Genomic DNA, 20510 nt, shown 5'->3' with positions numbered 1-20510 from the left:
GGTGCCCTGTTCCCTGATCAACGCGTCCAGGGACTCAACCCACTCGGCAGTCTCTTCCGGATCACGATCAGGCAGCTGGTTAGTCAACCCGCTGAGGATATGGGAGGTATCTTCTCCTGCAGCCACGGCAGCCTCTTTTCGTCATTGAATGCGTTAGGCAATATTTTCGTATTGCGAGAAAATATTATTGCTAGATGAGATTACTGCCAGCCTGTCGGCCGGTCAACGTGATGGGTGCCACCAGCGCGGGGATTGCCGCGCGCGGCCCCGAGGGAACGCATTGTGACCGGGCGGGCACCCTGCGGCACTTGACCCGCAGTGACCCAGCTCATACTCTTATTTCACTATTCAATATCTCGTTTCCGCAATGTGGAATAACAGAAACGACGCAGGTCGGCCTCACCACGCGGAATACTCCAAAGAATTGAGACCCCTATGCAAACCCCTCCCACGGCGGGCGTTGATGCTGAGCAGGGCGTGACAGTGCCGTCAGCTCCTGCAGCACATCCCGCCGGCAGCGTTGAAGCCCTCTGCGAATCAGCCAGCGCCGCCTCGGGCACGGCCATCAGCCCTTCCCTGTACAACTCCGATCTTGCCCCAACCAAGCGCGCCGGCCGCAGCTGGACCAGCTACAGCATCTTCACCCTCTGGGCGAATGACGTGCACAGCCTGGGCAACTACGCCTTTGCCATTGGACTGTTTGCCTTGGGCCTGGGTGGGTGGCAGATCCTCATGGCGCTCGGCATTGGCGCGGCGCTGCTGTTCGGACTCCTGACGCTTTCCGGATTCATGGGCGTCAAAACCGGTGTTCCCTTTCCGGTCATGAGCCGCATCAGCTTTGGTATCAGGGGAGCGCAGATTGCCAGCCTCCTCCGCGGTGCCGTGGCTGTGGCCTGGTTCGGCATCCAGACGTACCTCGCTTCCGTGGTGTTCCGCGTGATGCTCGTAGCCATGTTTCCTGCGTTGGCAGACGTGGACAAAGACTCCATCCTGGGCCTGTCCACGCTGGGCTGGATGGCATTCGTGACCCTCTGGGTGGTCCAGTTGGTGATCGTCAGCTTCGGGATGGAAATGATCCGCAAGTACGAGGCCTTCGCCGGCCCCGTCATCCTTGCCACCATGGCCGCGATGGCCGTCTGGATCTTCGTGGAAGCAGGAGGAAGCATTGCCTGGTCCTCGGACAAGGCCTTGGAAGGGCCGGAAATGTGGCTCACTATTTTCGCCGGCGGCGCCCTGTGGGTCTCCATCTACGGCACCTTCGTCCTGAACTTCTGCGACTTCACCCGCTCCGCGGTATCCAAGAAGGCTGTAGTGCGCGGCAATTTTTGGGGCATCCCCATCAACATGCTGCTCTTCGGAGCCATTGTGGTGGTGATGGCCGGCGGCCAGTTCAAGATCAACGGCACCATCATCAAGAGCCCGTCGGACATCGTCCAGACCATCCCCAACACGCTGTTCCTGGTCCTGGCCTGCCTTGCCCTGCTGATCCTGACCATCGCAGTGAACCTGATGGCCAACTTCGTGGCCCCCGTCTATGCGCTGACCAACCTGTTCCCCAAGCGGCTCAACTTCCGCAAGGCGGCGATGGTATCGGCCACGATCGGCCTTCTCATCCTGCCCTGGAACCTCTACAACAACCCACTGGTCATTGTGTACTTCCTCGGCGGCCTCGGTGCGCTGCTCGGCCCGCTGTTCGGCGTCGTCATGGCTGACTACTGGCTGATCCGGCGTGGCATGGTCAACGTGCCGGAACTGTATACGGCGTCCCCGGACGGGGCGTACTTCTACAAAAAGGGCGTCAACCCCAGGGCGATCATCGCCATGGTTCCCGCTGCCGTCCTGGCCCTCCTCATCGCCTTCGTTCCGGGGCTGGCCGCCGCGGCGCCGTTCGCCTGGTTCTTTGCCGCCGGTATCGCCGCGGCGCTCTACTTCTTCATCGCCGACCGCAACCAAAGACTCGTGGACCACGACGGCGAGGCCATCGCCGTCGCCAGCACCCACTGAGCCGCAGGACAAAGGACCTTCCCATGCGTATACTCGTCGCAAACGTCAACACCACCTCGTCGATGACCGACTCGATTGCGTCCTCTGCACGCAGCGTGGCCGCAGCCGGGACGGAAATCGTCGGCATCACCCCGAGGTTTGGCGCTGACTCCTGCGAAGGAAACTTCGAAAGCTACCTGGCTGCGATCGCCGTCATGGATGCCGTCACTTCCTACCCGGAACCGTTCGACGCTGTTATCCAGGCCGGCTACGGCGAACACGGCCGCGAAGGGCTGCAGGAGCTCCTGGACGTGCCGGTGGTGGACATCACGGAAGCCGCCGCCAGCACGGCCATATTCCTGGGCCACAAATACTCCGTGGTCACCACCCTGGACCGCACGGTTCCCCTCATTGAGGACCGGCTGAAGCTGGCCGGGCTGGACGCCAGGTGCGCCTCAGTCCGGGCCAGCGGCATGGCCGTGCTGGAGCTTGAGGAGGAGCCGGACCGCGCCGTGGAAGCCATCATCAACCAGGCCATGCTGGCGGTCACCCAGGACAAGGCCGAGGTCATTGTCCTGGGCTGCGGCGGCATGGCCGGGCTGGACGAACAGATCAGGCAGCGGGCCGGCGTTCCCGTGGTGGACGGTGTGGCCGCCGCGGTGACCATCGCTGAATCACTGGTCAGGATGCGCCTGTCCACCTCCAAGGTGCGGACCTTCGCTGCCCCAAGGCCCAAGACCGTCATAGGCTGGCCACTGAACACGCCGGCCGTGCCGGCACAGCTCTGAGCCAGGAGAACACCGTGAGCACCCCCCAGCAGGTCCGAAGAGTAGCCGTCGTCACCGGGGCCGGATCCGGCATCGGCAGGGAGGTTGCCCGGCAGATGCTGGCCGACGGCTACCGCGTGGCACTTGCCGGCCGCAGGGAGGCGCAGCTGAAGGAAACCGCGGATGGCAGCCCGGACGCGCTGGTGGTGCCGTGCGACGTCACCCGGCCCGACGACGTCGAACGGCTTTTCGAGGCGGCCAGGCAACAGTGGGGACGGGTGGACGTGCTGTTCAACAACGCCGGCGTCTTTGGCCCGGCGGCCGGTGTGGACGAAATCAGCCTGGAGGACTGGAACGCAACGCTGGCCGTGAACCTCACGGGATCCATGCTGTGTGCCGCCGCAGCCGTCCGGGCCATGAAGGCGCAGGAGCCGCAGGGCGGGCGGATCATCAACAACGGCTCCATCTCCGCGCATTCGCCACGCCCCAGGACTGTAGCCTACACCGTCACCAAGCACGCCATGACCGGCCTGACCAAGAGCATTGAACTGGACGGCCGCGGCTACGGCATCACCTGCGGGCAGATCGACATCGGCAACACGGCCACGGAGATCATGGACACCATCGGCGTCGGCTCCGGGGCGCTGCAGGCGGACGGCAGCCGCAAGGTGGAACCCATGTTCCCGGTGGCGGACGCGGCGCGCGCGGTGCTGATGATGGCCAACATGCCCGCCTCGGCCAGCGTGGGCTCGCTAGTGGTCACCGCCGCGGGCATGCCCTTCATCGGACGCGGGTAGCCACCCCGGGCAGTGCTGCGGGGCCGGCCATAAAGAAGGCCCTAGGATCAGGCCATGACCGCAAACAGGGGACTGGCCCTTTTCCGCTTCTGGTTCGCACTGCTGGGCTTCGTGGCGGTGCTGTTCCAGTTCCTGCACCTGGTCCAGAACGTGCCCGGGGCCAAAGCCGGAAACTACTTCAGCTACTTCACCATCGAGTCCAACATCATCGCCTTCGTGACCCTGGCGACCGCGGGCTGGTACGCGTGGAAAGGCAGCAGCCCGCGGTGGCTCGAACTGCTCCGCGGCGCCGCCACCGTCTACATGACCATTACCGGGATCACGTACAGCCTGCTGCTCAGTGACGTGGACGTTAACACACCCATCCCGTGGATCAACGTAGTGCTGCACTACACCATCCCCACCGTTATGGTCATCGACTGGCTGGTGGACCTGCCCCGGACCCGGATCCCGGTCCGGACCTCCCTGGTGTGGCTCTCGTTTCCGGTCCTCTACCTTGCCTACAGCCTGGTCAGGGGCCCCATCGTGGACTGGTACCCGTACCCATTCCTTGATCCGAGGGCTGCCGGCTACGGCACGGTCGCCGTGATGTCGGTCCTGATCGCGCTCGGCGCTTTTGCCTTTGCCGTGGTGGCGGCGCTGTCCACCCGGCTGCAGAACCGGGTCCCGCATGCAGCGGCGCGCCCGGCCGAGGTGGATCCGGCTGCCCGTTCCATCTGACCCGCGGGTGGGGCCAGGTTAGAGGGGGAGCAGAGCCGAGAGGTCCGCACGCAGGCCGGACGCCGCCACTTTGTGGGCAGCGACCGCGTCCGCCCACGCCATCCGGCCGGTGACCATGGCAAGCCAGGTGGCGGCGTCGCACTCAATGACGTTGGGTGGGGTCCCGCGCGTATGCCGTGGGCCTTCCACGCACTGGGTGACGCCAAAGGGCGGAACCCGCACTTCGACCGAGTTGCCCGGCGCCCGCGCCGTCAACTCCTCCAGGGAGTACCGCACGGCAGTGGCCAGGACGGTCCGAGGCAGGGGAGTGCCCGACGGCGGCTGCGCAGCTTCCAGCCATGCCTTCAGCGCTGCCTTGCCTTCCTGGACGTCAATACGACGGCGGGCTACGGCCATGCTCTCAGTCTTCCTTTCGCGTCGGGTGGAGACGGGTGTCAGTCCAGGAGTGCCGAAACCGCCGGCCCCAACCGGATCTTGCCGACCGGCCGGCCGCCGCCCAGCACGGGTTCCACCACCTTCTCCAAGGCGCTGGCAACCCCCGGGATCTCGACCGCGCCGGCAGCGGCCAGCAAGGTCAGGGCCACCAGCGACGTTGCCCGGACGTTCCCGTCCAGGATTTTCACGGCGACCGAGACCCCCTGGGGCGTGGCCATTGCGAGCACACCCTCGGCCCCGATCTTGGCGATGATCTCCAGCTCGTCCATGACCACGGTGTTGGCTTCGCCGCGGCCCTGGACGGCCCACGGATAATCGAGCATCGACGTGGCGATCGTTGCGGCCCTGGCGCTGTAGCTGTGGTCGCCCGGGGCCTTGGCGAGCTGTGAGTATGCCTGGGCCAGGCCCTTGAGGGAAACGGCCGCTACGGGGGCGCCGCAGCCGTCAATCCCAAGATGGGCGATCTTCCCGCCGGTGTATTCCTCGATGACGCTGCGGACCCGCTGCTGCAGGGGGTGGTTGGGCTCCAGGTAGCTGTGCGTATCCCACCCGTTCTCCGTGCAGGCCCAAAGGAAAGCGGCGTGCTTTCCCGAACAGTTGTAGGCCAGCCGCGACTTTCCCTTCTCGGAGCGCACCAGCCAGTTCCGGGCCGTTTCGTCCTGCGGCCACGCTTCCGGGCACTGCAGCTGGTCTTCGCGGACACCGGCCGCCTTGAGCATTCCAGCCACCACGTCCATGTGGTCCAGGGACCCGGTGTGGCTTCCGCACGCGATGGCCACCTGGGCGCCACGCAGCGGAACGCCGGACTGCATGGACGCCAGCGCCTGGAACGGTTTCAGGGCGGACCGGGCGTAGATGGGCGTATTGATGTCGCCCAGCTCGGTCACCACCGCGCCGTCGGCGGACAGGAGGACGGCGGAGCCGATGTGCCGCGACTCCACGAAGCCGCTGCGTTCAATCACAGCCAGTTCGACGGCGGAGTCCACGGTAAAGGTTGCGTGCGGATTGTGCGGCATACGGCCAGTCTATGGGCCAGCCCCTGCTGAGCCGTGGTCATCTACGCGGGAGTGGCCATCTACTGAACCGTGACCTTCTGCTGAACCGTGGCTACTGAACCGTGACCATTACCGACTGCCAGCCGGAGGCGCCATCGGGAACCGGATCGGCACGCTTGTCCGTCTGGACCTCCCCGGTGCCGTCGGTGGCGCGGACCTTGATGTAGTGCGGGCCCGGCGTGGCATCCCACTCGTAGGACCACTGGCGCCAGGTGACGGTGGAAGCCTCGGTGGAAAGCGTGGCTTCCGCCCAGTCACCGTTGTCGATCTGGATTTCCACCTTGGCGATGCCGCGCGTCTGGGCCCAGGCGGTACCACCCACGGCCACCTTCCCGGCAGGCACTTTGGCGAAGGACTTGGGCACATCCACGCGGGCCATGGTCTTGATGGGACCCCGCTCGGACCAGCCACGCTCGGTCCAGTAGGCCTTGTTGTCCGCGAAACGGGTGACCTCCAGGTCCACCACCCACTTGGTGGCGGAGACGAAGCCGTAGAGCCCGGGAACCACCATCCGCACCGGGTAGCCGTGCTCCAGCGGCAGCGGTTCGCCGTTCATGCCGATAGCCAGCATGGCGTCCCTGTCATCCTGCAGGACCTCCAGGGGAGTGGAGGCGCTGAAACCGTCGATGGATTTTGACAGCACCATGTCCGCACCGTCCTTGGGCTTGGCGCGGGCAAGGACCTCGCGGATGGGAAGTCCCAGCCATTTGGCGTTGCCGGCGAGGTTGCCGCCCACCGGGTTGGACACGCAGGTGAGGGTCACATGGGATTCGATCAGCTGTGCGTCCAGCAGGTCCTTGAAGGTGAGCGTGATCTCCTGCTCCACGAGGCCGTGCACGCGCAGTTGCCAGTCATCAATGTTGATTTCCGGGACGCTCAGGGCCGTATCGATGCGGTAAAAGTCGTTGTTGGGTGTCAGCCACGAGGTGACGCCCGGGACCGGGGACTGGACCCCGGCCGGTACGGGGGACGCCGCCTTTGCCGGCGCCGGCAGCGTTAGCGCTTCGCGTGCCTTGGCGACGTTGCTGCGGGCGGCACCCAGTAGCCTCCCGCCGGTGGCGGCGATACCGGCGGCCACCGCGGTAACCCCGGCAGTGGCAAAGAAGCGCCTGCGGTTGGTGCCCGCACCCTGCTGCGGGGCGTCGTCGTCGTCCGCCTGGTCCGCCGGCGCTTCAGGCCACGTCTTCAGCCCCCACAGCGGCACCATGAGCCGGCGCAGGACCGCCAGGCCGGCAACAGTTCCCAGAATGGACGGGATGGCGTCCGCGCCGCTGACGCCGGAGCGGGTCACCACGCAGGCCACGATCACGGCCCCCATGAACAGGACCCCCAGGACTCCCAGAGCCCACTTCCGGTAGGCCACCACGCCCAGGATGCAGGCCAGCACAGCGATGGTCAGGCCCATGCCCACGAACAGGGCGGCCTTGTCATTGGTCCCAAAGGTGGCGATCGCAAAGTCCTTCATCCACGGCGGGGTGAAGTCGATGAACGTCGAGCCCAAGGCAAACAGGGGCGTTGCCCGGGCGGTGAAGAATGCGCCGATCAGCTCCGCAACGGCAAGTACGACGGCGGCCGCCACCACGCCTGCCAGTGCGGCCAGGGGGGCGGGGCCCGTAATCCGGTTTCGAAGCTTTGTCATGTGTATGGTTCGGAGCGGCGGGCGGCACGGATTGACCGGGCGGGCAAGGACACAGCTTAGGAGCGGAAAGGGTGCACAAAGTACCCTTGGACACTGTGAAGGTACTCGTCATTGGCCCCGGAGGCCGCGAACACGCCATTGTCCGCTCCCTGCTTGCCGACCCCAACGTGTCCGAAGTCCACGCGGCGCCCGGCAATGCCGGGATCAGCAAGCTGGTCCCCACATACAACATCAACGGCAACGATCCCGATGCGGTTGCGGAACTGGCCACCCGGCTCGCCGTGGACCTGGTGGTGGTGGGCCCCGAGGCTCCACTGGCTGCGGGTGTCTCCGACGCCGTTCGTGAAGCCGGTATCCCCGTCTTCGGACCCAGCAAGGCTGCCGCCCAGCTGGAGGCCTCCAAGGCCTTCGCCAAAGAGGTCATGGCGGAGGCCGGCGTCCCCACTGCCATGGCCCTTGTGGCCACCAACGCCGAGGAAGCAGCGTCCGCCCTGGACACCTTTGGTGCCCCGTACGTGGTGAAGGACGACGGCCTGGCTGCCGGCAAGGGCGTAGTGGTCACCAGGAACCGTGACGAAGCCCTGGCCCACGCCCAGTCCTGCTTCGACGCCGGCGGCTCCGTGGTCATCGAGGAATTCCTGGACGGCCCCGAGGTTTCCCTCTTTGTCCTCTGCGACGGCCAGAACACCGTGGCGCTCTCGCCCGCCCAGGATTTTAAGCGCATCTTCGACAACGATGAAGGGCCCAACACCGGCGGCATGGGTGCCTATACCCCGCTCGAGTGGGCCCCCGAGGGCCTGGTGCAGGAAGTCCTCGAACGGGTAGCCCAGCCCACGGTCAATGAAATGGCCCGCCGCGGAACCCCCTTCGTTGGCGTCCTGTTCGTGGGCCTGGCCCTCACCTCCCGTGGTACCCGGGTCATCGAATTCAACGTCCGTTTCGGTGACCCCGAGACGCAGGCGGTCCTCGCCCGGCTCAAGACCCCCCTCGGTGCGCTGCTGATGGCGGCGGCCAAGGGCGAACTGGACAAGGCAGAAGAGCTGCGGTGGGCCAAGGAAACCGCCGTCGCCGTCGTCATTGCCTCCGAGAACTACCCGGACAAGCCCCGCACGGGCGACCGCATCCGCGGGCTCAAGAAGGTGGAAGCCCTGGACGGCGTGCACGTCATCCATGCCGGAACCGCCCTGGACGGGGACGGCAAGGTGGTTTCGGCCGGCGGCCGCGTCCTGGCGGTCGTCGCCCTGGGCAGCGACCTGGTGGAGGCGCGCGAACGGGCGTACGACGGCGTGGAGCTGGTTCAGCTGGAAGGCTCGCAGTTCCGCAGCGACATCGCCCGCAAGGCCGCCCGCGGCGAAATCAAGGTGCCCTACGGCGCCACGGGCTCCATGCCCATCGTGAAAGCAAAGGCCTGACATGACTACTCCCGAGAACCGCGGCTACGCCACCGACACCTTGGACCTGCCCGGCTGGAAGCACATCTATTCCGGCAAGGTCCGCGACCTCTACGAGCCCGCCGACGAAGCCGTCCTTCAGCGGTTCGGGCAGGACTGCGTGCTGGTGGTGGCCAGCGACCGCATCAGCGCCTACGACCACGTGCTGTCCAGCGAAATCCCCGACAAGGGACGCATCCTCACCCAGCTGAGCCTCTGGTGGTTCGACCAGCTGGGCGTTGAACACCACGTGCTCGGCTCCACCGTTGAGGACGGTGTTCCGGCCGAGGTTGAAGGCCGGGCCATGATCTGCAAGAAGCTGGACATGTTCCCGGTGGAGTGCATTGCCCGCGGCTACCTCACCGGTTCCGGTCTTGTGGAATACAAGGCGTCCGGAACGGTGTGCAACATCCCGTTGCCGGAGGGGCTGGTGGACGGATCCCGGCTGGAGCACGCGATCTTCACCCCGTCGGCCAAGGCACTGATCGGCGAGCACGACGAGAACATCACCTACGACGCCGTGGTGGCCCTGGTGGGGGACGACATCGCCGGCCGCCTCAGCGAGCTGACCCTGAAGATCTACACGACGGCGGAAAAGATCGCCCGGGAGCGCGGCATCATCCTGGCGGACACCAAGGTGGAATTCGGGTATGACGCCGTCTCGGGCTCGATCACCCTGGGCGACGAGGTGCTGACCCCCGATTCCTCGCGCTTCTGGGACGCAGCCACCTACAAGCCGGGACAGGCCCAGCCGTCCTACGACAAGCAGTACGTGCGTGACTGGCTGACCTCGGCCGAATCCGGCTGGGACAAGTCATCCGACACCCCGCCGCCGGCCCTTCCGGCAGACGTGGTTGACCGTACCCGCAGCCGGTACGTCGAGGCGTACGAGAAGATCACCGGAAAGACCTTTTCCTAGGACGCAACCAAAAGCCAGGTGAGCCCGCCGTCCGCGGGCTTGCCTGGCTTTTGAGTTAATTGGTCTTTCGGTTGACTGGCCTTCTGGCTTGCGGGCCCTGTGGTCAGCTGGCTTTTGAGGACGCGGCCGCGCGTTTCTGCGCCAGCTTGATTTCAAGGATGGCGTCCAGCGCCTGCTGCACCCGGTCCTGCGCACCGGCTGTAGCGAAGGCCTTCCGGGCTTCTTCCAGATGCACGAGTGCCTCATCGAGTTCTCCGGATGCTTTGAGTGACTTGCCCAGGAGGAGCGAAACTTCACCCGCGGTGTGTTTGGCGAGCTCTGCACGCTCCGCGTGGATTTCGCGGAGTTTTTCGACGGCGGCGACAATGTCCCCCGTCAAATAGAGCCATCGTGCGCGGATGAAGGCGACTTCGAGCTCGTCGCTCTTGGTGCCGCTGACAATGGAGAACGCCAGCTCGGCGCGCTCGATCGCAGCCAGCGTTTCCGGCTCGACGATGCCTGAGGAAAGCCTGACTGCCGCAGACGCCTTGTTGAACCGCGCCCACAACTCGATGTCATTGGCGGGGGAGAGCAGGCGGGCCGCCCGCTCGTGGTGCTTCACGCCCTCGGTGTAGTCGTGGCGCATGAACGCCACATTGCCGACCACCCAAGCGACTTCTCCGGCCAGTTGCGTCATCGCGTCTTCATCGACTTGTCCAAGCAGATCCTGACAGTACTTCCAGGCATCGTCGAGGCGGCCACTTTCGGCCAAGGCACCAATCAGTGCCCTGTATGCGCCGACAGTGATTATTGAGCCCTTGGACAATTGCTGCGCGACCGCTACGGCATCAGTGGCGAGATCGACGGCTGTTGTCAGCTGGCCCTGGCGCTGGTACACCACAGCCAGCATTTGGCGGGCACGCGCCCCCAGCCCCGCGGACTCCCGTGCCATCGGGTGTTCCAGAAGCCTCTCGGTCAACTGCCGGCACTCGAGCAGATCTCCATGTTTCAGCAGGCACTCCGCCTGCATGTAGCTCATGTTCCACCAGGCGCTCGTGTTCCTGCCTTCGAGTGCTATTTGGGCGGCGGAGGCAGCATGACTGGCCGCCAAGGGGTAGTCCCTGAGGTCCCAGGCCTGGCGGGCATACAGGCCCGCGAGAACATATTCAGCGTCGCTGACGGAGATGGGTTGGCTCCACGCTTCCAGGGCCTTCGGCGCCAATTCGAGCCTTCGGGCTAATTCCTCAATGACCTCGGCCGTTGGCTCACGACGCCCGGTTTCGAGTAGGGAGATGTAGCTGGGTGAATAAAGGTCTTTGCCCAGCTCAGCCTGGGTCATGCCCCGCTCGAGCCGCTCCGCCCTGAGCTTTTCCCCGAATCCATTGCCCACGGGACTCCTCCTCTTCCGGACTTCGTGCACGGGGGCTTGACAGCCCCTGTGGAAAACATTTTACAATGTGTGTCAACAAGGACAGTGCTGGCTTTGTAACGAATCCGACTCGTATTGAGGAACTTATATGTTGAAGAAGATTGCAGCGGCAGCCGTTCTGGCTGGTGCCTTGGCATTTTCGGCGGCCGCCCCGGCCGTTCTGGCGGCAGGTTCCCTTGCCGACTCCGAGCATGTAGCTGTAGCCACCGGCAACTGGCCTGATCCTGTTTCCGGCAAGGTGAAGAAAGACAAGAAGAGCACCACCACCACCGACACAAGCTACGTCACCTACACCGGCAACTGGCCTGACCCCGTCTAAATAGCTTCCTCACAAAAGGAGGCGAAGGCGGCCCCGGAGCGACAGCTCCGGGGCCGTTCCTTTTAACTGCCGGTGACACTCGCTGGGGGATTTGCCGTAACCACATCGAGATACAAAAAAGAGGGCCTCCGCAAGGAGACCCTCTTTTCGTTATGGTCGGGATGACAGGATTTGAACCTGCGACCTCTTCGTCCCGAACGAAGCGCGCTACCAAGCTGCGCTACATCCCGATCCGCTGCAAAAGCAACTTTACAAGGATAGCCGATCGAGGGTCCCGATGCGAAATCCGGACGCCGGGCACCCGCGGGAACCCTAAACCAGCGAATCCTTCCACGCCCCGTGCAGGTCAGCGAACCGGCCGCCCCCGCCAATGAGTTCTTCGGGCGTACCGTCCTCCACGATCCTGCCGTCGTGGACCACCAGGACCCGGTCCGCCGTCTCCACTGTGGAAAGGCGGTGGGCGATGATGAGCGCAGTCCTCCGCGCTGCCTCCGTGCCGGCAAGCAGCCTGGCCAGTCCGGCCTGCACCAGGCGTTCGGAGGGGATGTCCAGCGAGGAGGTGGCTTCATCCAGGATCAGCACCGCCGGCCGCGCCAGGAAGGCCCTGGCAAAGCTGATCAGCTGGCGCTGGCCGGAGGAGACCCTGCCGCCGCGCTTGTTGACGTCCGTGTCGTAGCCTTCCGGAAGTTCCAGGATGAACTCGTGTGCTCCCACTGCCTTGGCAGCCTCTTCGATTTCACCGCGTGACGCCTCCGGCCTGCCCAAAGCGATGTTGTCCGCCACGGAGCCGCTGAAGAGGAACGCTTCCTGGGTGACCATGACGATGTTCCGGCGGAGGTCGGACGTGGCCAGGTCCCGGAGATCCACACCATCCAGGGTGAGCGTGCCGGAGGTGACGTCATAGAACCGGGCGATGAGCTTGGCGAGGGTCGATTTCCCGGCACCCGTCTGGCCCACCAGCGCCACGGTCTGCCCGGCGGGGATGTGCAGGTCCAGGGTGGGCACCACCACGGGGCCGTCGCCGTAGCGGAACTCGACGTCGTTGAAATCGATACGCCCGGTGGCGCTGGGCAGGGCAACCGGGTTTTTGGGCGGCCGGACCGTTGGCACCTCTTCGAGGAGTCCGGAGACCTTCTCCAGGGCTGCCTGCGCGCTCTGGAACGAGTTGTAGAACATGGCCATCTGGTCCACGGGCTGGAAGAACCGCTTGGTGGACAGGATGAGGGCCAGGAGCACGCCCACGGCAAGGCCGCCGCCCAGCACGCGGAACCCGCCGAAGAGCAGGACGACGGCGACGCAGACGTTGCCGATCAGCACCAGGCCTGGCTGGAAGATGCCGTTGAGGTTGATGGAGCGGACGGTCACCAGTCGGTAGTCCTCTGCCAGTTTCCCGTAGCGCTCCGAGTTCTCCTTCTCCTTGCGGAAGGCCTTCACGGCGCGGATGCCGGTCATGGTTTCCACGAAATGCACGATCAGCCGGGCAGAGACCACGCGTGATTCCCGGAAGGCGATCTGCGAGTGCTTCTGGTACCAGCGCGACAGGAAGAACATGGGCACGCCGGCGGCCAGCACCAGCAGCCCGCTCCGCCAGTCCAGCGCAAAGATGGTGGCGGCGGTGAAGGCCATGAACAATATTCCGGAGGCCAGCGAGCTGACGCCCGAGTCAAGGAGCTCCCGCAGCGCCTCCAGGTCAGAGGTCTGGCGTGCGATGATGCGGCCGGAGGTGTACTTTTCGTGGAACTCCAGGCTGAGCCGCTGGGTGTGGCGGAACACGCGGACCCGGAGGTCCAGCAGCATGGCCTGGCTGAGCCGCGCGGTGGAGGTGACGTACAGGGCGGTGAGTCCCGCCGTCGCGATCGCTGCCAGCAGGTAGGCGACGCCGGTGAACACCAGGGGAAGGTTGTTGCCGGCCTGGAGCGCTGGGAGGGCATGGTCGATGCCGAAGGCGATCAGGGCAGGACCCGCCACCCGCGCGGCCTGGGAAAGCACCACCATGGCAATCGTCAGCCAGAACCGTACCCGCACGGGACGGATGAGCGACCCCAGCAAGGCGAGCGACCGGCGTCGTACTGCCCGGCTCTCCGCCTTGGTGAGGTGGGCGTTGTCTTCGTTGGCTGTGCCGAACGATGCGGTTGTCATCGGGTCACTTCCTCAGCCTGGTCCTCAAGTGCCGACAGTTCGGTGTCCAGGTCCCGCGGCTCCCGGTCCAGGCTGGCGATGACGTAGCGGTAGTGCTGGTTGCGGCCCAGCAGTTCGGTGTGCGTTCCCACCGCGGCGATGCGCCCGTTTTCCAGCAGCGCCACACGGTCAGCGAGGGCCACCGTGGACGGCCGATGGGCCACGATGAGGGTGGTGGTGTCCGCCAAAACCTCCCGGAGGCGTGCCTCGACCAGTTCCTCAGTGTGGACATCCAGGGCGGACAGGGGATCATCCAGCACCAGGACGCGCGGACGGGCGGCGATGGCCCGGGCCAGGGCGATGCGCTGCCGCTGGCCGCCGGACAGGCTCAGGCCCTCCTCGCCGATCAGGGTGTCAACGCCCTGGGGCAGGGAGTAGGCGAAGTGGGCCTGCGCCACGTCGAGGGCCTCGTCCAGGACCTCCTCGGAGCGGACGGGCGCACCGAGCAGGACGTTGTCCCGCACCGAGTTGGAGAAGAGCGTGGTGTCCTCGAACGCCACGCCCACAATCCTGCGCAGTTCCTCCACCTCGAAGTCCCTGATGTCCACGCCGTCGATGCTGATGGCCCCGCTGGTGACGTCGTACAGGCGCGGCACCAGCTGGATCAGCGCACTTTTGCCACTGCCCGTGATGCCAACCAGGGCCATGGTTTCCCCGGGCCTGACGTCGAGGTTGATGTCCTTGAGGATCGGCTTGTCCGGGGCATCCTCGAAAGCGAAGGTGGCGTTGGTGAACTGAAGCGCACCGGCCAGTTCCCCTGGCCGCCGGGGCTCCGCGGGGCTGGTGATGGTGTTCCGGGTGTCCATCACTTCGTAGTGTCGGTCGACGGCGGTCTTGGCGGTAAGTGCCATGGCCAGCAGCATGCCGGAGAACTCCACGGGGGAGGCGATGACTGCCGCAGTGGCGAAGAACGCCACCAGGGAGCCGATGCTCAATTCGCCGCTGGCGCACAGCATGACACCCACCACCAGGCCGGCACCCAGCGCCAGCTCGGGAAGCAAGGTGACCACCAGGGTGAACGTTGCCTGGTGGCGTGCCTTCTCAATCTCTGTCTGCCGCAGTTCCTCAGCCTGCTCGTTAAAGTTTTCCAGGGCTTCGCGGCTCCGCCCAAACGCCTTGAGCACGCGGATGCCGTGGACGGATTCCTCCACCGTGGTGGCAAGGTCGCCGGCCTGGTCCTGGCTGCGCCTGGCAACCTTGCTGAACCGGGTGCGGAACCGGAAGCTGTTGATGATGATGGGAACGGCGGCGGCAAGGAAGATCAGGGCCAGCTGCCAGCTCATTGCGAACATGGCCACGATGCCGATGACCACGGTAAGGGTGGTGACCACCAGCATGATGGCACCGAAGGCCATCCACCGCCGGAGGAAGTTCAGGTCGGTCATGGCCCGGGACAGCAGCTGCCCGGAGCCCCAGCGGTCGTGGAAGGAGACGGTCAGTTCCTGGAGATGGTCATAGAGCGACACCCGCATCCGCGTTTCCACGGTGGTGGCGGGGTTGATCACGAACTGCCGGCGCAGGGCCACCAGTCCCGCCTCGGCGACGCCCAGCACCAGGATGACGCCTGCAGAGGTCCAGACTGCCTCCGCCGAACCCCCGGGCTGCAGGGCAGTGTTGACCAGGACCCGCAGCACCTGGGGGATGGTCAAGGCCACCACGCTGGCCAGGAGTGCGCAGAGGAGGCCGAGCAAAAGCCTGGGGATAATCGGCCGGACGTGCGGATAAAGACGGCTGATGGATCGGAAAAAGGGAGTCTGCTTGGCCATGCCCGCTTCTCAAGCTCTAAAACGAATGTAGTTTCCTCTAGCAACAACCCTAAGCCATGGAGTGAGACGATTCACAGGGATGCCGCGGCCCGCTGGCGGCTTCCCCAGTTATTGCACTCTGTAATGCGAAGGTCAGCTGGGGGAGGTCAGGGTCAGCAGGACGGCTTCCGGCTTGCAGGCAATCCTGACGGGGGCGAAACGTGAGGTGCCGATCCCGCCCGAGACGTTGACCGGCGTCGTGCTTCCGTTGCTTGACCAGTCGTTGAGGCCCTTGGCGCGCCAGGTGGGAATGTCGCAGTTGGCGATGATGGCGCCGTAACCGGGGATGCACAGCTGGCCGCCGTGCGTGTGGCCCGCCAGCAGCAGGTCTGCGCCGTCTTCCGTAAAGTGGTCCAGCACCCGCTGGTACGGCGCATGGATGACCGCAATCCGGAGGTGGTCATTCGAATCCTGGTTGACCGTTCCCCGGGGCCAGCCGGCATACCTTTCCCGGTTCAGGTGCGGATCATCGACGCCGGAGAAATCGAAGCGCATGCCGTTGAGGACAACGGACTGATGACGGTTGGTCAGGTCCACCCAGCCGCCCATGCCGAACCCTGAACGCAGGCGCGGCCAGTCCAGCGCAACCGGCTTGGGCTTCACCTTGGACGGTCCCAGCAGGTAGGACGCGGGATTCTTCGGGCTGGGTGCGAAGTAGTCGTTGGAACCCGGGACGAAGACGCCGGGGAACCGCAGCAGCGGCTTCAGGGCATCCAGCAGCGGGTCCACAGCCTTGACGTGGCTGAGGTTGTCGCCAGTATTCACCACCAGGTCCGGCCGGAGGTCGGCCAGGGAACCAAGCCAGTCAGCCTTCTTCTTCTGCCCGGGCACGAAGTGGATGTCGCTCAGGTGCAGGATCCGGAAAGGAGCCCTGCCGGGCGGGAGGATGGCCAGGGTTTCCTCGCGGAGGACGAACTGGTTCTTCTCCCACAGGCCATACCCGAAAGCGGCCATTCCAGCCGCTGCCCCGGCTCCGGCAGTGACGGCAAAGCCGCGCCCGATTGAACGGGCGCGGCTTGCCAGGCTATCGATATTCATGCGTGTTTAGCCGTTTCCCTTGCCGTTGCCGTTGCCGTTGTTGCTGGGGGCAGGTACCGGCGCCTGGGTTGCGGGAGCCTGGGGTGCCTGCGTTGAGGGGGCCGGGGCCGGGGCCTGGGTGGCCTGCGGCGCAGTGGTGGCGGGGGTGGTGTTGCGGGTGGTGCCGTTGATCATGTTGCTCGGGGGCGCGGGGAACGGGTTGGTCCCGTACGCCGGAGCGATCTTGGTCATGAAGTTGGAGAACATCGGCCCGGCGATCATGTAACCGTCGATGCCCGGGTAGAACTTGCCGTTGACGGTGATGTTCTGTCCCGCGCGGCTCTGACCGCCCAGGGGGTCACCGAACCAGGCGGCAGTGGCCAGGCCGGTGGTGTGGCCGACAACCCAGGTGGAACCGTTGTTGTTGGAGGTACCGGTCTTGGCGCCGATGGGGAAGCTGGTCTTGGTCGAAAGGCGCGGCCGGATCAGGGAGCCGGAGCCCTGGTTCATGACTTCCTGCAGCGCGTAGTTCACGCCGCGGGCAACCTCGGGCTTGATGGCATCGCGGCAGCTGCTGGACTGCGCCGGGAGCTGCTTGCCGGTGGCGTCCACAACCGAGGTGATGGCGATGGGTTCGCAGTACTTGCCGTCATTCGCAAACGTGGCGAATGCACTGGCCATGGTGAGCGGTGACGTCTGGGTGGAACCGAGCAGGTTGCCCAAGGTCATCATGTCCACCTTGGGGTGCGGTTCGCTGCCGTCTGCCGAGGGCAGTCCGCTGTGCAGGCCCACGGCGTCGACGATCTTCTGGATGCCGCAGAAGTCCAGCTGCGCTGCCGACGCGAACGTCACGGTGTTGATGGAGTTGTAGAGGCCCTCAAGGACGGTGAGCGGGCGGTACCACTGCGGCTCAGCGTTCTGGAGGTCGTCCGCAGCGCCCAAGGACTTCTGCGCCGTGTTGTACGCGCCGTTGACCTTGCCGCAGGTGTTCTTCCACGGGTAGTTGAGCGGATAGACGCGCTGGGCTGCGTTGACCACCGTGTTCATGGTCTTCCCCTCATTGAGCCACTCGGCGAAGGTGAAGGGCTTCATGGTGGATCCGGGCTGGAAACCGCCCACGCCGTTGAGGTCGTTGCCGTCCTTGTCCAGCTTGTCCACATTGAAGTTCAACTGGGAATCAAAGCCCTGGCCGGGCAGGAACGTGGTGTTCTGGGCCATCGAGACGATCTTGCCTGTACCCGGCTGCACAGACACCATCGAGGAGCCCCACTTATCGGGGTTGGCCCCGGTGGCGGCGTTGACCTGTTCCTGGGCCGTGGCCTGGGCGTTGGGGTCAAGGGTGGTGGTGATGGTCAGGCCGCCGCCGTAGATCAGGCGCTGGCGTTCCTTGACGTCCGCTCCGTAGGCCGGGTTGTTCTCCAGCAGGTGCAGGATGTAGTCGCAGAAGTACGGGGCGGAAGCGGCGTAAGCGCAGCCCTGCTTCGGCTGGGTCACCTTGGGCTCCACCGGGGTGGCCACGGCGGCCTGGTACTCCTCCGCGGTGATCTTGTTCTGGTCCTTCATCAGGCCCAGCACCAAGTCACGGCGCTGTTTGGACTTCTCCGGGTTGGTGATCGGATCGAAGGCCGAGGGGCTGTTTACCAGGCCTGCCAGGAGCGCCGCCTGCGGCAGGGTCAGGTCCTTGGCGGTGGTGCTGAAGAAGTAGTGGGACGCCGCTTCAATACCGTAGGCGTCACGGTTGAAGAACACGATGTTCAGGTAGCCCTCAAGGATCTGGTCCTTGGTGAACTCCTTCTCCAGCGCGATGGAGAGCTTCATTTCGCGGAGCTTGTCGCCCACGCCCTTGTTGACGCCGTTGAGCTTGATCTGGTCCTCTTCGCCGGCGGCTGCGAGGTTGGCGTTGAGGACGTTGTTGACGTACTGCTGCGTGATGGTGGACGCACCCTGCTTGTTGCCGCGGGCGGTGGCGACCAGCGCGCGGAGGATGCCGGTGGTGTCCACACCGCCGTGCTCGTAGAACCTGCTGTCCTCCACCGCGATGATGGCGTTCTTCATGTTCGGTGAAATCTGGTCCAGCGGAACCTTTGTGCGGTTCTCCGTGTACACGCTGGCGATCTCGCTGCCGTCGGCAGCCAGGATCCTGGTGGTCTGGCTCGGCGGATCAACCTTCAGTTCCGCCGGAAGGGAATCGAAGAAATCGATGGAACCGCTTGCCGCGCTGCCGGAGACGGCGGCGGCAGGGACCAGCAGGCCCGCCACGAGGACACCGCAAATCGCGCTCACACCAAGGAAAAGAAGGATCTTACCCAGTGTGGTGGCAGTGTCGAATAAGGGGTTGTTGCGAGTCGCCATGTTTTCCACTTTACCGGCAAGGGCTACGCTTTCTCTCATGACCAAATGGGAGTACGCGACGATTCCGCTCATCATCCACGCCACAAAGCAGATCCTGGACCAGTGGGGAGAGGACGGCTGGGAGCTCGTCCAGGTAGTCCCCGGACCTGACGGCAACGGCCTTGTCGCCTACCTCAAGAGGGAGAAGCAGTAGCATGAGCACCCCCGCAGAAGCCCAGTCCAGCGCCGCAACGGCGCCGGCATCCGCCGTCGAACAGCGCCTCGCCGAACTTGGCCTCACCCTTCCCGAGGTTGCCGCGCCGGTAGCCTCCTACGTCCCTGCCGTCGTCTCCGGCAACCACGTCTACACCTCGGGCCAGCTGCCGTTTATTAACGGCAAACTCGAAGCTACGGGCAAGGTGTCCGCCGGTACGGAAGGGTTCGCCGACGAACCCACCGTTTCCCCGGAGGACGCCCAGCGCCACGCGGCTGTCTGCGCGGTCAACGCACTGGCTGCCGTCAAGAGCGTCATCGGGGACCTTGACCGCATCACCCGCATCGTCAAAGTTGTGGGATTCGTCGCCTCGGACCCGACGTTCACGGGCCAGCCCGCGGTTGTCAATGGCGCTTCGGAACTGCTGGGCCGCGTCCTTGGCGACGCCGGGCAGCACGCACGTTCCGCCGTCGGCGTTGCCGTTCTTCCGCTCGACTCTCCCGTAGAGGTCGAGCTGATCGCCGAATTCAGCTAAGACCGGACACTTCCCTTGCCTCACCTCGCACGACGCCTTTTTGCACTGCCCCAGGATCTTGAAGGGGCAGCACAAAGCTGGCTCGAACACGGCGAGCGGACCCCCAGGGCCGCCCGTTACGCATCATCCGTAGTCCTCCTGCGTGATTCCCCCACCGGCCTGGAGACGTGGCTGGGTTACCGGCCCGGCTCCTCGCCGCTGGGGGTCCTCGCGTTTCCCGGTGGGTCCCTCGACCCGTCCGACGACGAGCCCATGGGTTGGCTGGGCCCGTCGCCGCAGCACTGGGCTGAGCAGATGGGAACGGACGACGTCGGGCTGGCGCGGCGCCACGTGGTGGGCGCCATCCGGGAGCTCTTCGAGGAAACAGGCATCCTGCTGGCCGGCCCGGACATGTCCAATACGGTCGAAGCCACCTCAACCTCCGAATGGATGCGTGCACGCGTTGCGGTTGCGGACCAGGAGAAGACCCTGGCCCAGGTGCTGGGCAAGCGCGGGCTCTCCCTGCGCACCGACCTGCTCAAGTCCCTGGTCAACTGGCGCAGCCCCGACTTTGCACACCGCAGGTTCGACACCCGCTACTTTGCGGCCACCCAGCCGCTTGGCCAGGAACCGTCGCTGCTTGAGGGCAAAGGCGTGTGGGGCAGGTGGGTGAACGCCGCGGAGGTGGTTCGGGAGCGGAACACCAGCAAGCTCGGTGACGAGGCAGGCCAGGAGAACACCGTGGGCCGGCCCCTGGGCGAACTGCTTGTGCCGGGTTCCGAGATCATGCTCGAGAAGATGGCGACGGCCAACGGCTGCATCGCGTATCTGAGCTACAAGCGCAAGCCGCACGTGTACCAGCCGGTCCTGGTCGAAGAGGACGGCAGGCTCATGCTTGAAGTCGAAGCGGCCAAGACTGTAGCGGGGGATCACCAGCGCGAGCGCTGATGCTTCGCCGGGCCGGAGTATAAACTCGTCA

At 65.2% G+C, this 20510-nt stretch carries 18 protein-coding genes and 1 tRNA gene; 10 read left to right on the top strand and 9 right to left on the bottom strand.

The window, feature by feature from the left end:
- The first annotated feature begins 435 nt into the window (after positions 1 to 435).
- From PUN51_RS19085 to PUN51_RS19070, 4 genes are read left to right on the top strand one after another with little or no spacing between them, the layout of a single operon-like run.
- Positions 436 to 2004, top strand: a complete 1569-nt coding sequence (locus tag PUN51_RS19085; protein WP_275182155.1) for an NCS1 family nucleobase:cation symporter-1 — start codon at positions 436 to 438, stop codon at positions 2002 to 2004.
- A 23-nt stretch (positions 2005 to 2027) separates the two neighbouring features.
- Complete coding sequence (locus PUN51_RS19080; RefSeq protein WP_275182154.1) at positions 2028 to 2771, top strand: aspartate/glutamate racemase family protein; 744 nt, start codon at positions 2028 to 2030, stop codon at positions 2769 to 2771.
- Between the two features lie 14 nt (positions 2772 to 2785).
- Positions 2786 to 3547 (top strand): SDR family oxidoreductase, encoded by a 762-nt coding sequence (locus PUN51_RS19075; protein WP_275182153.1) that lies wholly within the window; start codon positions 2786 to 2788, stop codon positions 3545 to 3547.
- Positions 3548 to 3601: 54 nt separating this feature from the next.
- Positions 3602 to 4267 carry a Pr6Pr family membrane protein gene (locus tag PUN51_RS19070; RefSeq protein WP_159630670.1) on the top strand — a complete coding sequence of 222 codons (666 nt, stop codon included), beginning with the start codon at positions 3602 to 3604 and terminating at the stop codon, positions 4265 to 4267.
- An 18-nt stretch (positions 4268 to 4285) separates the two neighbouring features.
- Here PUN51_RS19070 and PUN51_RS19065 read toward each other — a convergent pair whose 3' ends face one another.
- The 3 genes from PUN51_RS19065 to PUN51_RS19055 all read right to left on the bottom strand — a co-directional run bounded on the left by PUN51_RS19065 (position 4286) and on the right by PUN51_RS19055 (position 7396).
- Entirely contained in the window at positions 4286 to 4663 is a 378-nt protein-coding gene (locus PUN51_RS19065; RefSeq protein ID WP_159630672.1) for a sterol carrier family protein, read from the bottom strand.
- A 38-nt stretch (positions 4664 to 4701) separates the two neighbouring features.
- Positions 4702 to 5718 (bottom strand): asparaginase, encoded by a 1017-nt coding sequence (locus PUN51_RS19060; RefSeq protein ID WP_275182152.1) that lies wholly within the window; start codon positions 5716 to 5718, stop codon positions 4702 to 4704.
- A 91-nt stretch (positions 5719 to 5809) separates the two neighbouring features.
- Positions 5810 to 7396 (bottom strand): molybdopterin-dependent oxidoreductase, encoded by a 1587-nt coding sequence (locus PUN51_RS19055; protein WP_224027040.1) that lies wholly within the window; start codon positions 7394 to 7396, stop codon positions 5810 to 5812.
- Positions 7397 to 7491: 95 nt separating this feature from the next.
- On the opposite strand from PUN51_RS19055, the gene purD reads away from it, so the two are divergent.
- Both purD and PUN51_RS19045 read left to right on the top strand, forming a co-directional pair.
- Complete coding sequence (gene purD, locus PUN51_RS19050) at positions 7492 to 8808, top strand: phosphoribosylamine--glycine ligase (protein WP_159635163.1); 1317 nt, start codon at positions 7492 to 7494, stop codon at positions 8806 to 8808.
- A 1-nt stretch (position 8809) separates the two neighbouring features.
- Positions 8810 to 9745 (top strand): phosphoribosylaminoimidazolesuccinocarboxamide synthase, encoded by a 936-nt coding sequence (locus tag PUN51_RS19045; RefSeq protein ID WP_224027039.1) that lies wholly within the window; start codon positions 8810 to 8812, stop codon positions 9743 to 9745.
- Between the two features lie 103 nt (positions 9746 to 9848).
- On the opposite strand, the gene PUN51_RS19040 is transcribed toward PUN51_RS19045, so the two are convergent.
- Complete coding sequence (locus tag PUN51_RS19040) at positions 9849 to 11114, bottom strand: helix-turn-helix domain-containing protein (protein WP_159630680.1); 1266 nt, start codon at positions 11112 to 11114, stop codon at positions 9849 to 9851.
- A 127-nt stretch (positions 11115 to 11241) separates the two neighbouring features.
- Between PUN51_RS19040 and PUN51_RS19035 the strand changes: the two genes are divergently transcribed.
- Positions 11242 to 11472, top strand: coding sequence for a hypothetical protein (locus PUN51_RS19035; protein WP_159630682.1), 231 nt, complete (start codon positions 11242 to 11244; stop codon positions 11470 to 11472).
- Between the two features lie 153 nt (positions 11473 to 11625).
- Here the strand turns inward: PUN51_RS19035 and PUN51_RS19030 are convergent.
- The 5 genes from PUN51_RS19030 to PUN51_RS19010 all read right to left on the bottom strand — a co-directional run bounded on the left by PUN51_RS19030 (position 11626) and on the right by PUN51_RS19010 (position 18824).
- A tRNA-Pro gene (locus PUN51_RS19030) sits at positions 11626 to 11702 on the bottom strand.
- Between the two features lie 82 nt (positions 11703 to 11784).
- Positions 11785 to 13611 carry an ABC transporter ATP-binding protein gene (locus PUN51_RS19025; protein ID WP_275182151.1) on the bottom strand — a complete coding sequence of 609 codons (1827 nt, stop codon included), beginning with the start codon at positions 13609 to 13611 and terminating at the stop codon, positions 11785 to 11787.
- The gene (locus PUN51_RS19020; RefSeq protein ID WP_159630686.1) at positions 13608 to 15416 is read right to left on the bottom strand and encodes an ABC transporter ATP-binding protein; all 1809 of its coding nucleotides are present in this window, start codon (positions 15414 to 15416) and stop codon (positions 13608 to 13610) included. The genes PUN51_RS19025 and PUN51_RS19020 overlap by 4 nt, the downstream gene beginning before the upstream one ends.
- Positions 15417 to 15548: 132 nt before the next feature.
- Entirely contained in the window at positions 15549 to 16493 is a 945-nt protein-coding gene (locus PUN51_RS19015) for a metallophosphoesterase (protein ID WP_275182150.1), read from the bottom strand.
- Positions 16494 to 16499: 6 nt separating this feature from the next.
- On the bottom strand, positions 16500 to 18824 hold the full coding sequence (locus tag PUN51_RS19010; RefSeq protein ID WP_224027037.1) for a transglycosylase domain-containing protein: 2325 nt from the start codon (positions 18822 to 18824) through the stop codon (positions 16500 to 16502).
- A gap of 37 nt (positions 18825 to 18861) precedes the next feature.
- Here PUN51_RS19010 and PUN51_RS19005 point away from each other — a divergent pair, with 37 nt between their 5' ends.
- From PUN51_RS19005 to PUN51_RS18995, 3 genes are read left to right on the top strand one after another with little or no spacing between them, the layout of a single operon-like run.
- Positions 18862 to 19017: a DUF4177 domain-containing protein gene (locus PUN51_RS19005; RefSeq protein WP_009359196.1), complete on the top strand. Its 156-nt coding sequence runs from the start codon at positions 18862 to 18864 to the stop codon at positions 19015 to 19017.
- A 1-nt stretch (position 19018) separates the two neighbouring features.
- Positions 19019 to 19552: a RidA family protein gene (locus tag PUN51_RS19000; RefSeq protein WP_224027036.1), complete on the top strand. Its 534-nt coding sequence runs from the start codon at positions 19019 to 19021 to the stop codon at positions 19550 to 19552.
- A 15-nt stretch (positions 19553 to 19567) separates the two neighbouring features.
- Entirely contained in the window at positions 19568 to 20479 is a 912-nt protein-coding gene (locus PUN51_RS18995) for an NUDIX hydrolase (protein WP_224027035.1), read from the top strand.
- The last annotated feature ends 31 nt before the right edge of the window (positions 20480 to 20510 follow it).

The organism is Arthrobacter sp. NQ4 (assembly GCF_029077345.1).
Taxonomy (GTDB): domain Bacteria; phylum Actinomycetota; class Actinomycetes; order Actinomycetales; family Micrococcaceae; genus Arthrobacter.
This window is presented reverse-complemented; position numbering and strand designations above follow the sequence as displayed.

Bases quoted from the DNA above. Each gene is read 5' to 3' on its own strand.
- PUN51_RS19085 (WP_275182155.1), top strand. From the start codon at position 436: ATGCAAACCCCTCCCACGGCGGGCGTTGATGCTGAGCAGGGCGTGACA.
- PUN51_RS19080 (WP_275182154.1), top strand. From the start codon at position 2,028: ATGCGTATACTCGTCGCAAACGTCAACACCACCTCGTCGATGACCGAC.
- PUN51_RS19070 (WP_159630670.1), top strand. From the start codon at position 3,602: ATGACCGCAAACAGGGGACTGGCCCTTTTCCGCTTCTGGTTCGCACTG.
- PUN51_RS19065 (WP_159630672.1), bottom strand. From the start codon at position 4,663: ATGGCCGTAGCCCGCCGTCGTATTGACGTCCAGGAAGGCAAGGCAGCG.
- PUN51_RS19060 (WP_275182152.1), bottom strand. From the start codon at position 5,718: ATGCCGCACAATCCGCACGCAACCTTTACCGTGGACTCCGCCGTCGAA.
- PUN51_RS19055 (WP_224027040.1), bottom strand. From the start codon at position 7,396: ATGACAAAGCTTCGAAACCGGATTACGGGCCCCGCCCCCCTGGCCGCA.
- PUN51_RS19045 (WP_224027039.1), top strand. From the start codon at position 8,810: ATGACTACTCCCGAGAACCGCGGCTACGCCACCGACACCTTGGACCTG.
- PUN51_RS19035 (WP_159630682.1), top strand. From the start codon at position 11,242: ATGTTGAAGAAGATTGCAGCGGCAGCCGTTCTGGCTGGTGCCTTGGCA.
- PUN51_RS19025 (WP_275182151.1), bottom strand. From the start codon at position 13,611: ATGACAACCGCATCGTTCGGCACAGCCAACGAAGACAACGCCCACCTC.
- PUN51_RS19020 (WP_159630686.1), bottom strand. From the start codon at position 15,416: ATGGCCAAGCAGACTCCCTTTTTCCGATCCATCAGCCGTCTTTATCCG.
- PUN51_RS19015 (WP_275182150.1), bottom strand. From the start codon at position 16,493: ATGAATATCGATAGCCTGGCAAGCCGCGCCCGTTCAATCGGGCGCGGC.
- PUN51_RS19010 (WP_224027037.1), bottom strand. From the start codon at position 18,824: ATGGCGACTCGCAACAACCCCTTATTCGACACTGCCACCACACTGGGT.
- PUN51_RS19005 (WP_009359196.1), top strand. From the start codon at position 18,862: ATGACCAAATGGGAGTACGCGACGATTCCGCTCATCATCCACGCCACA.
- PUN51_RS19000 (WP_224027036.1), top strand. From the start codon at position 19,019: ATGAGCACCCCCGCAGAAGCCCAGTCCAGCGCCGCAACGGCGCCGGCA.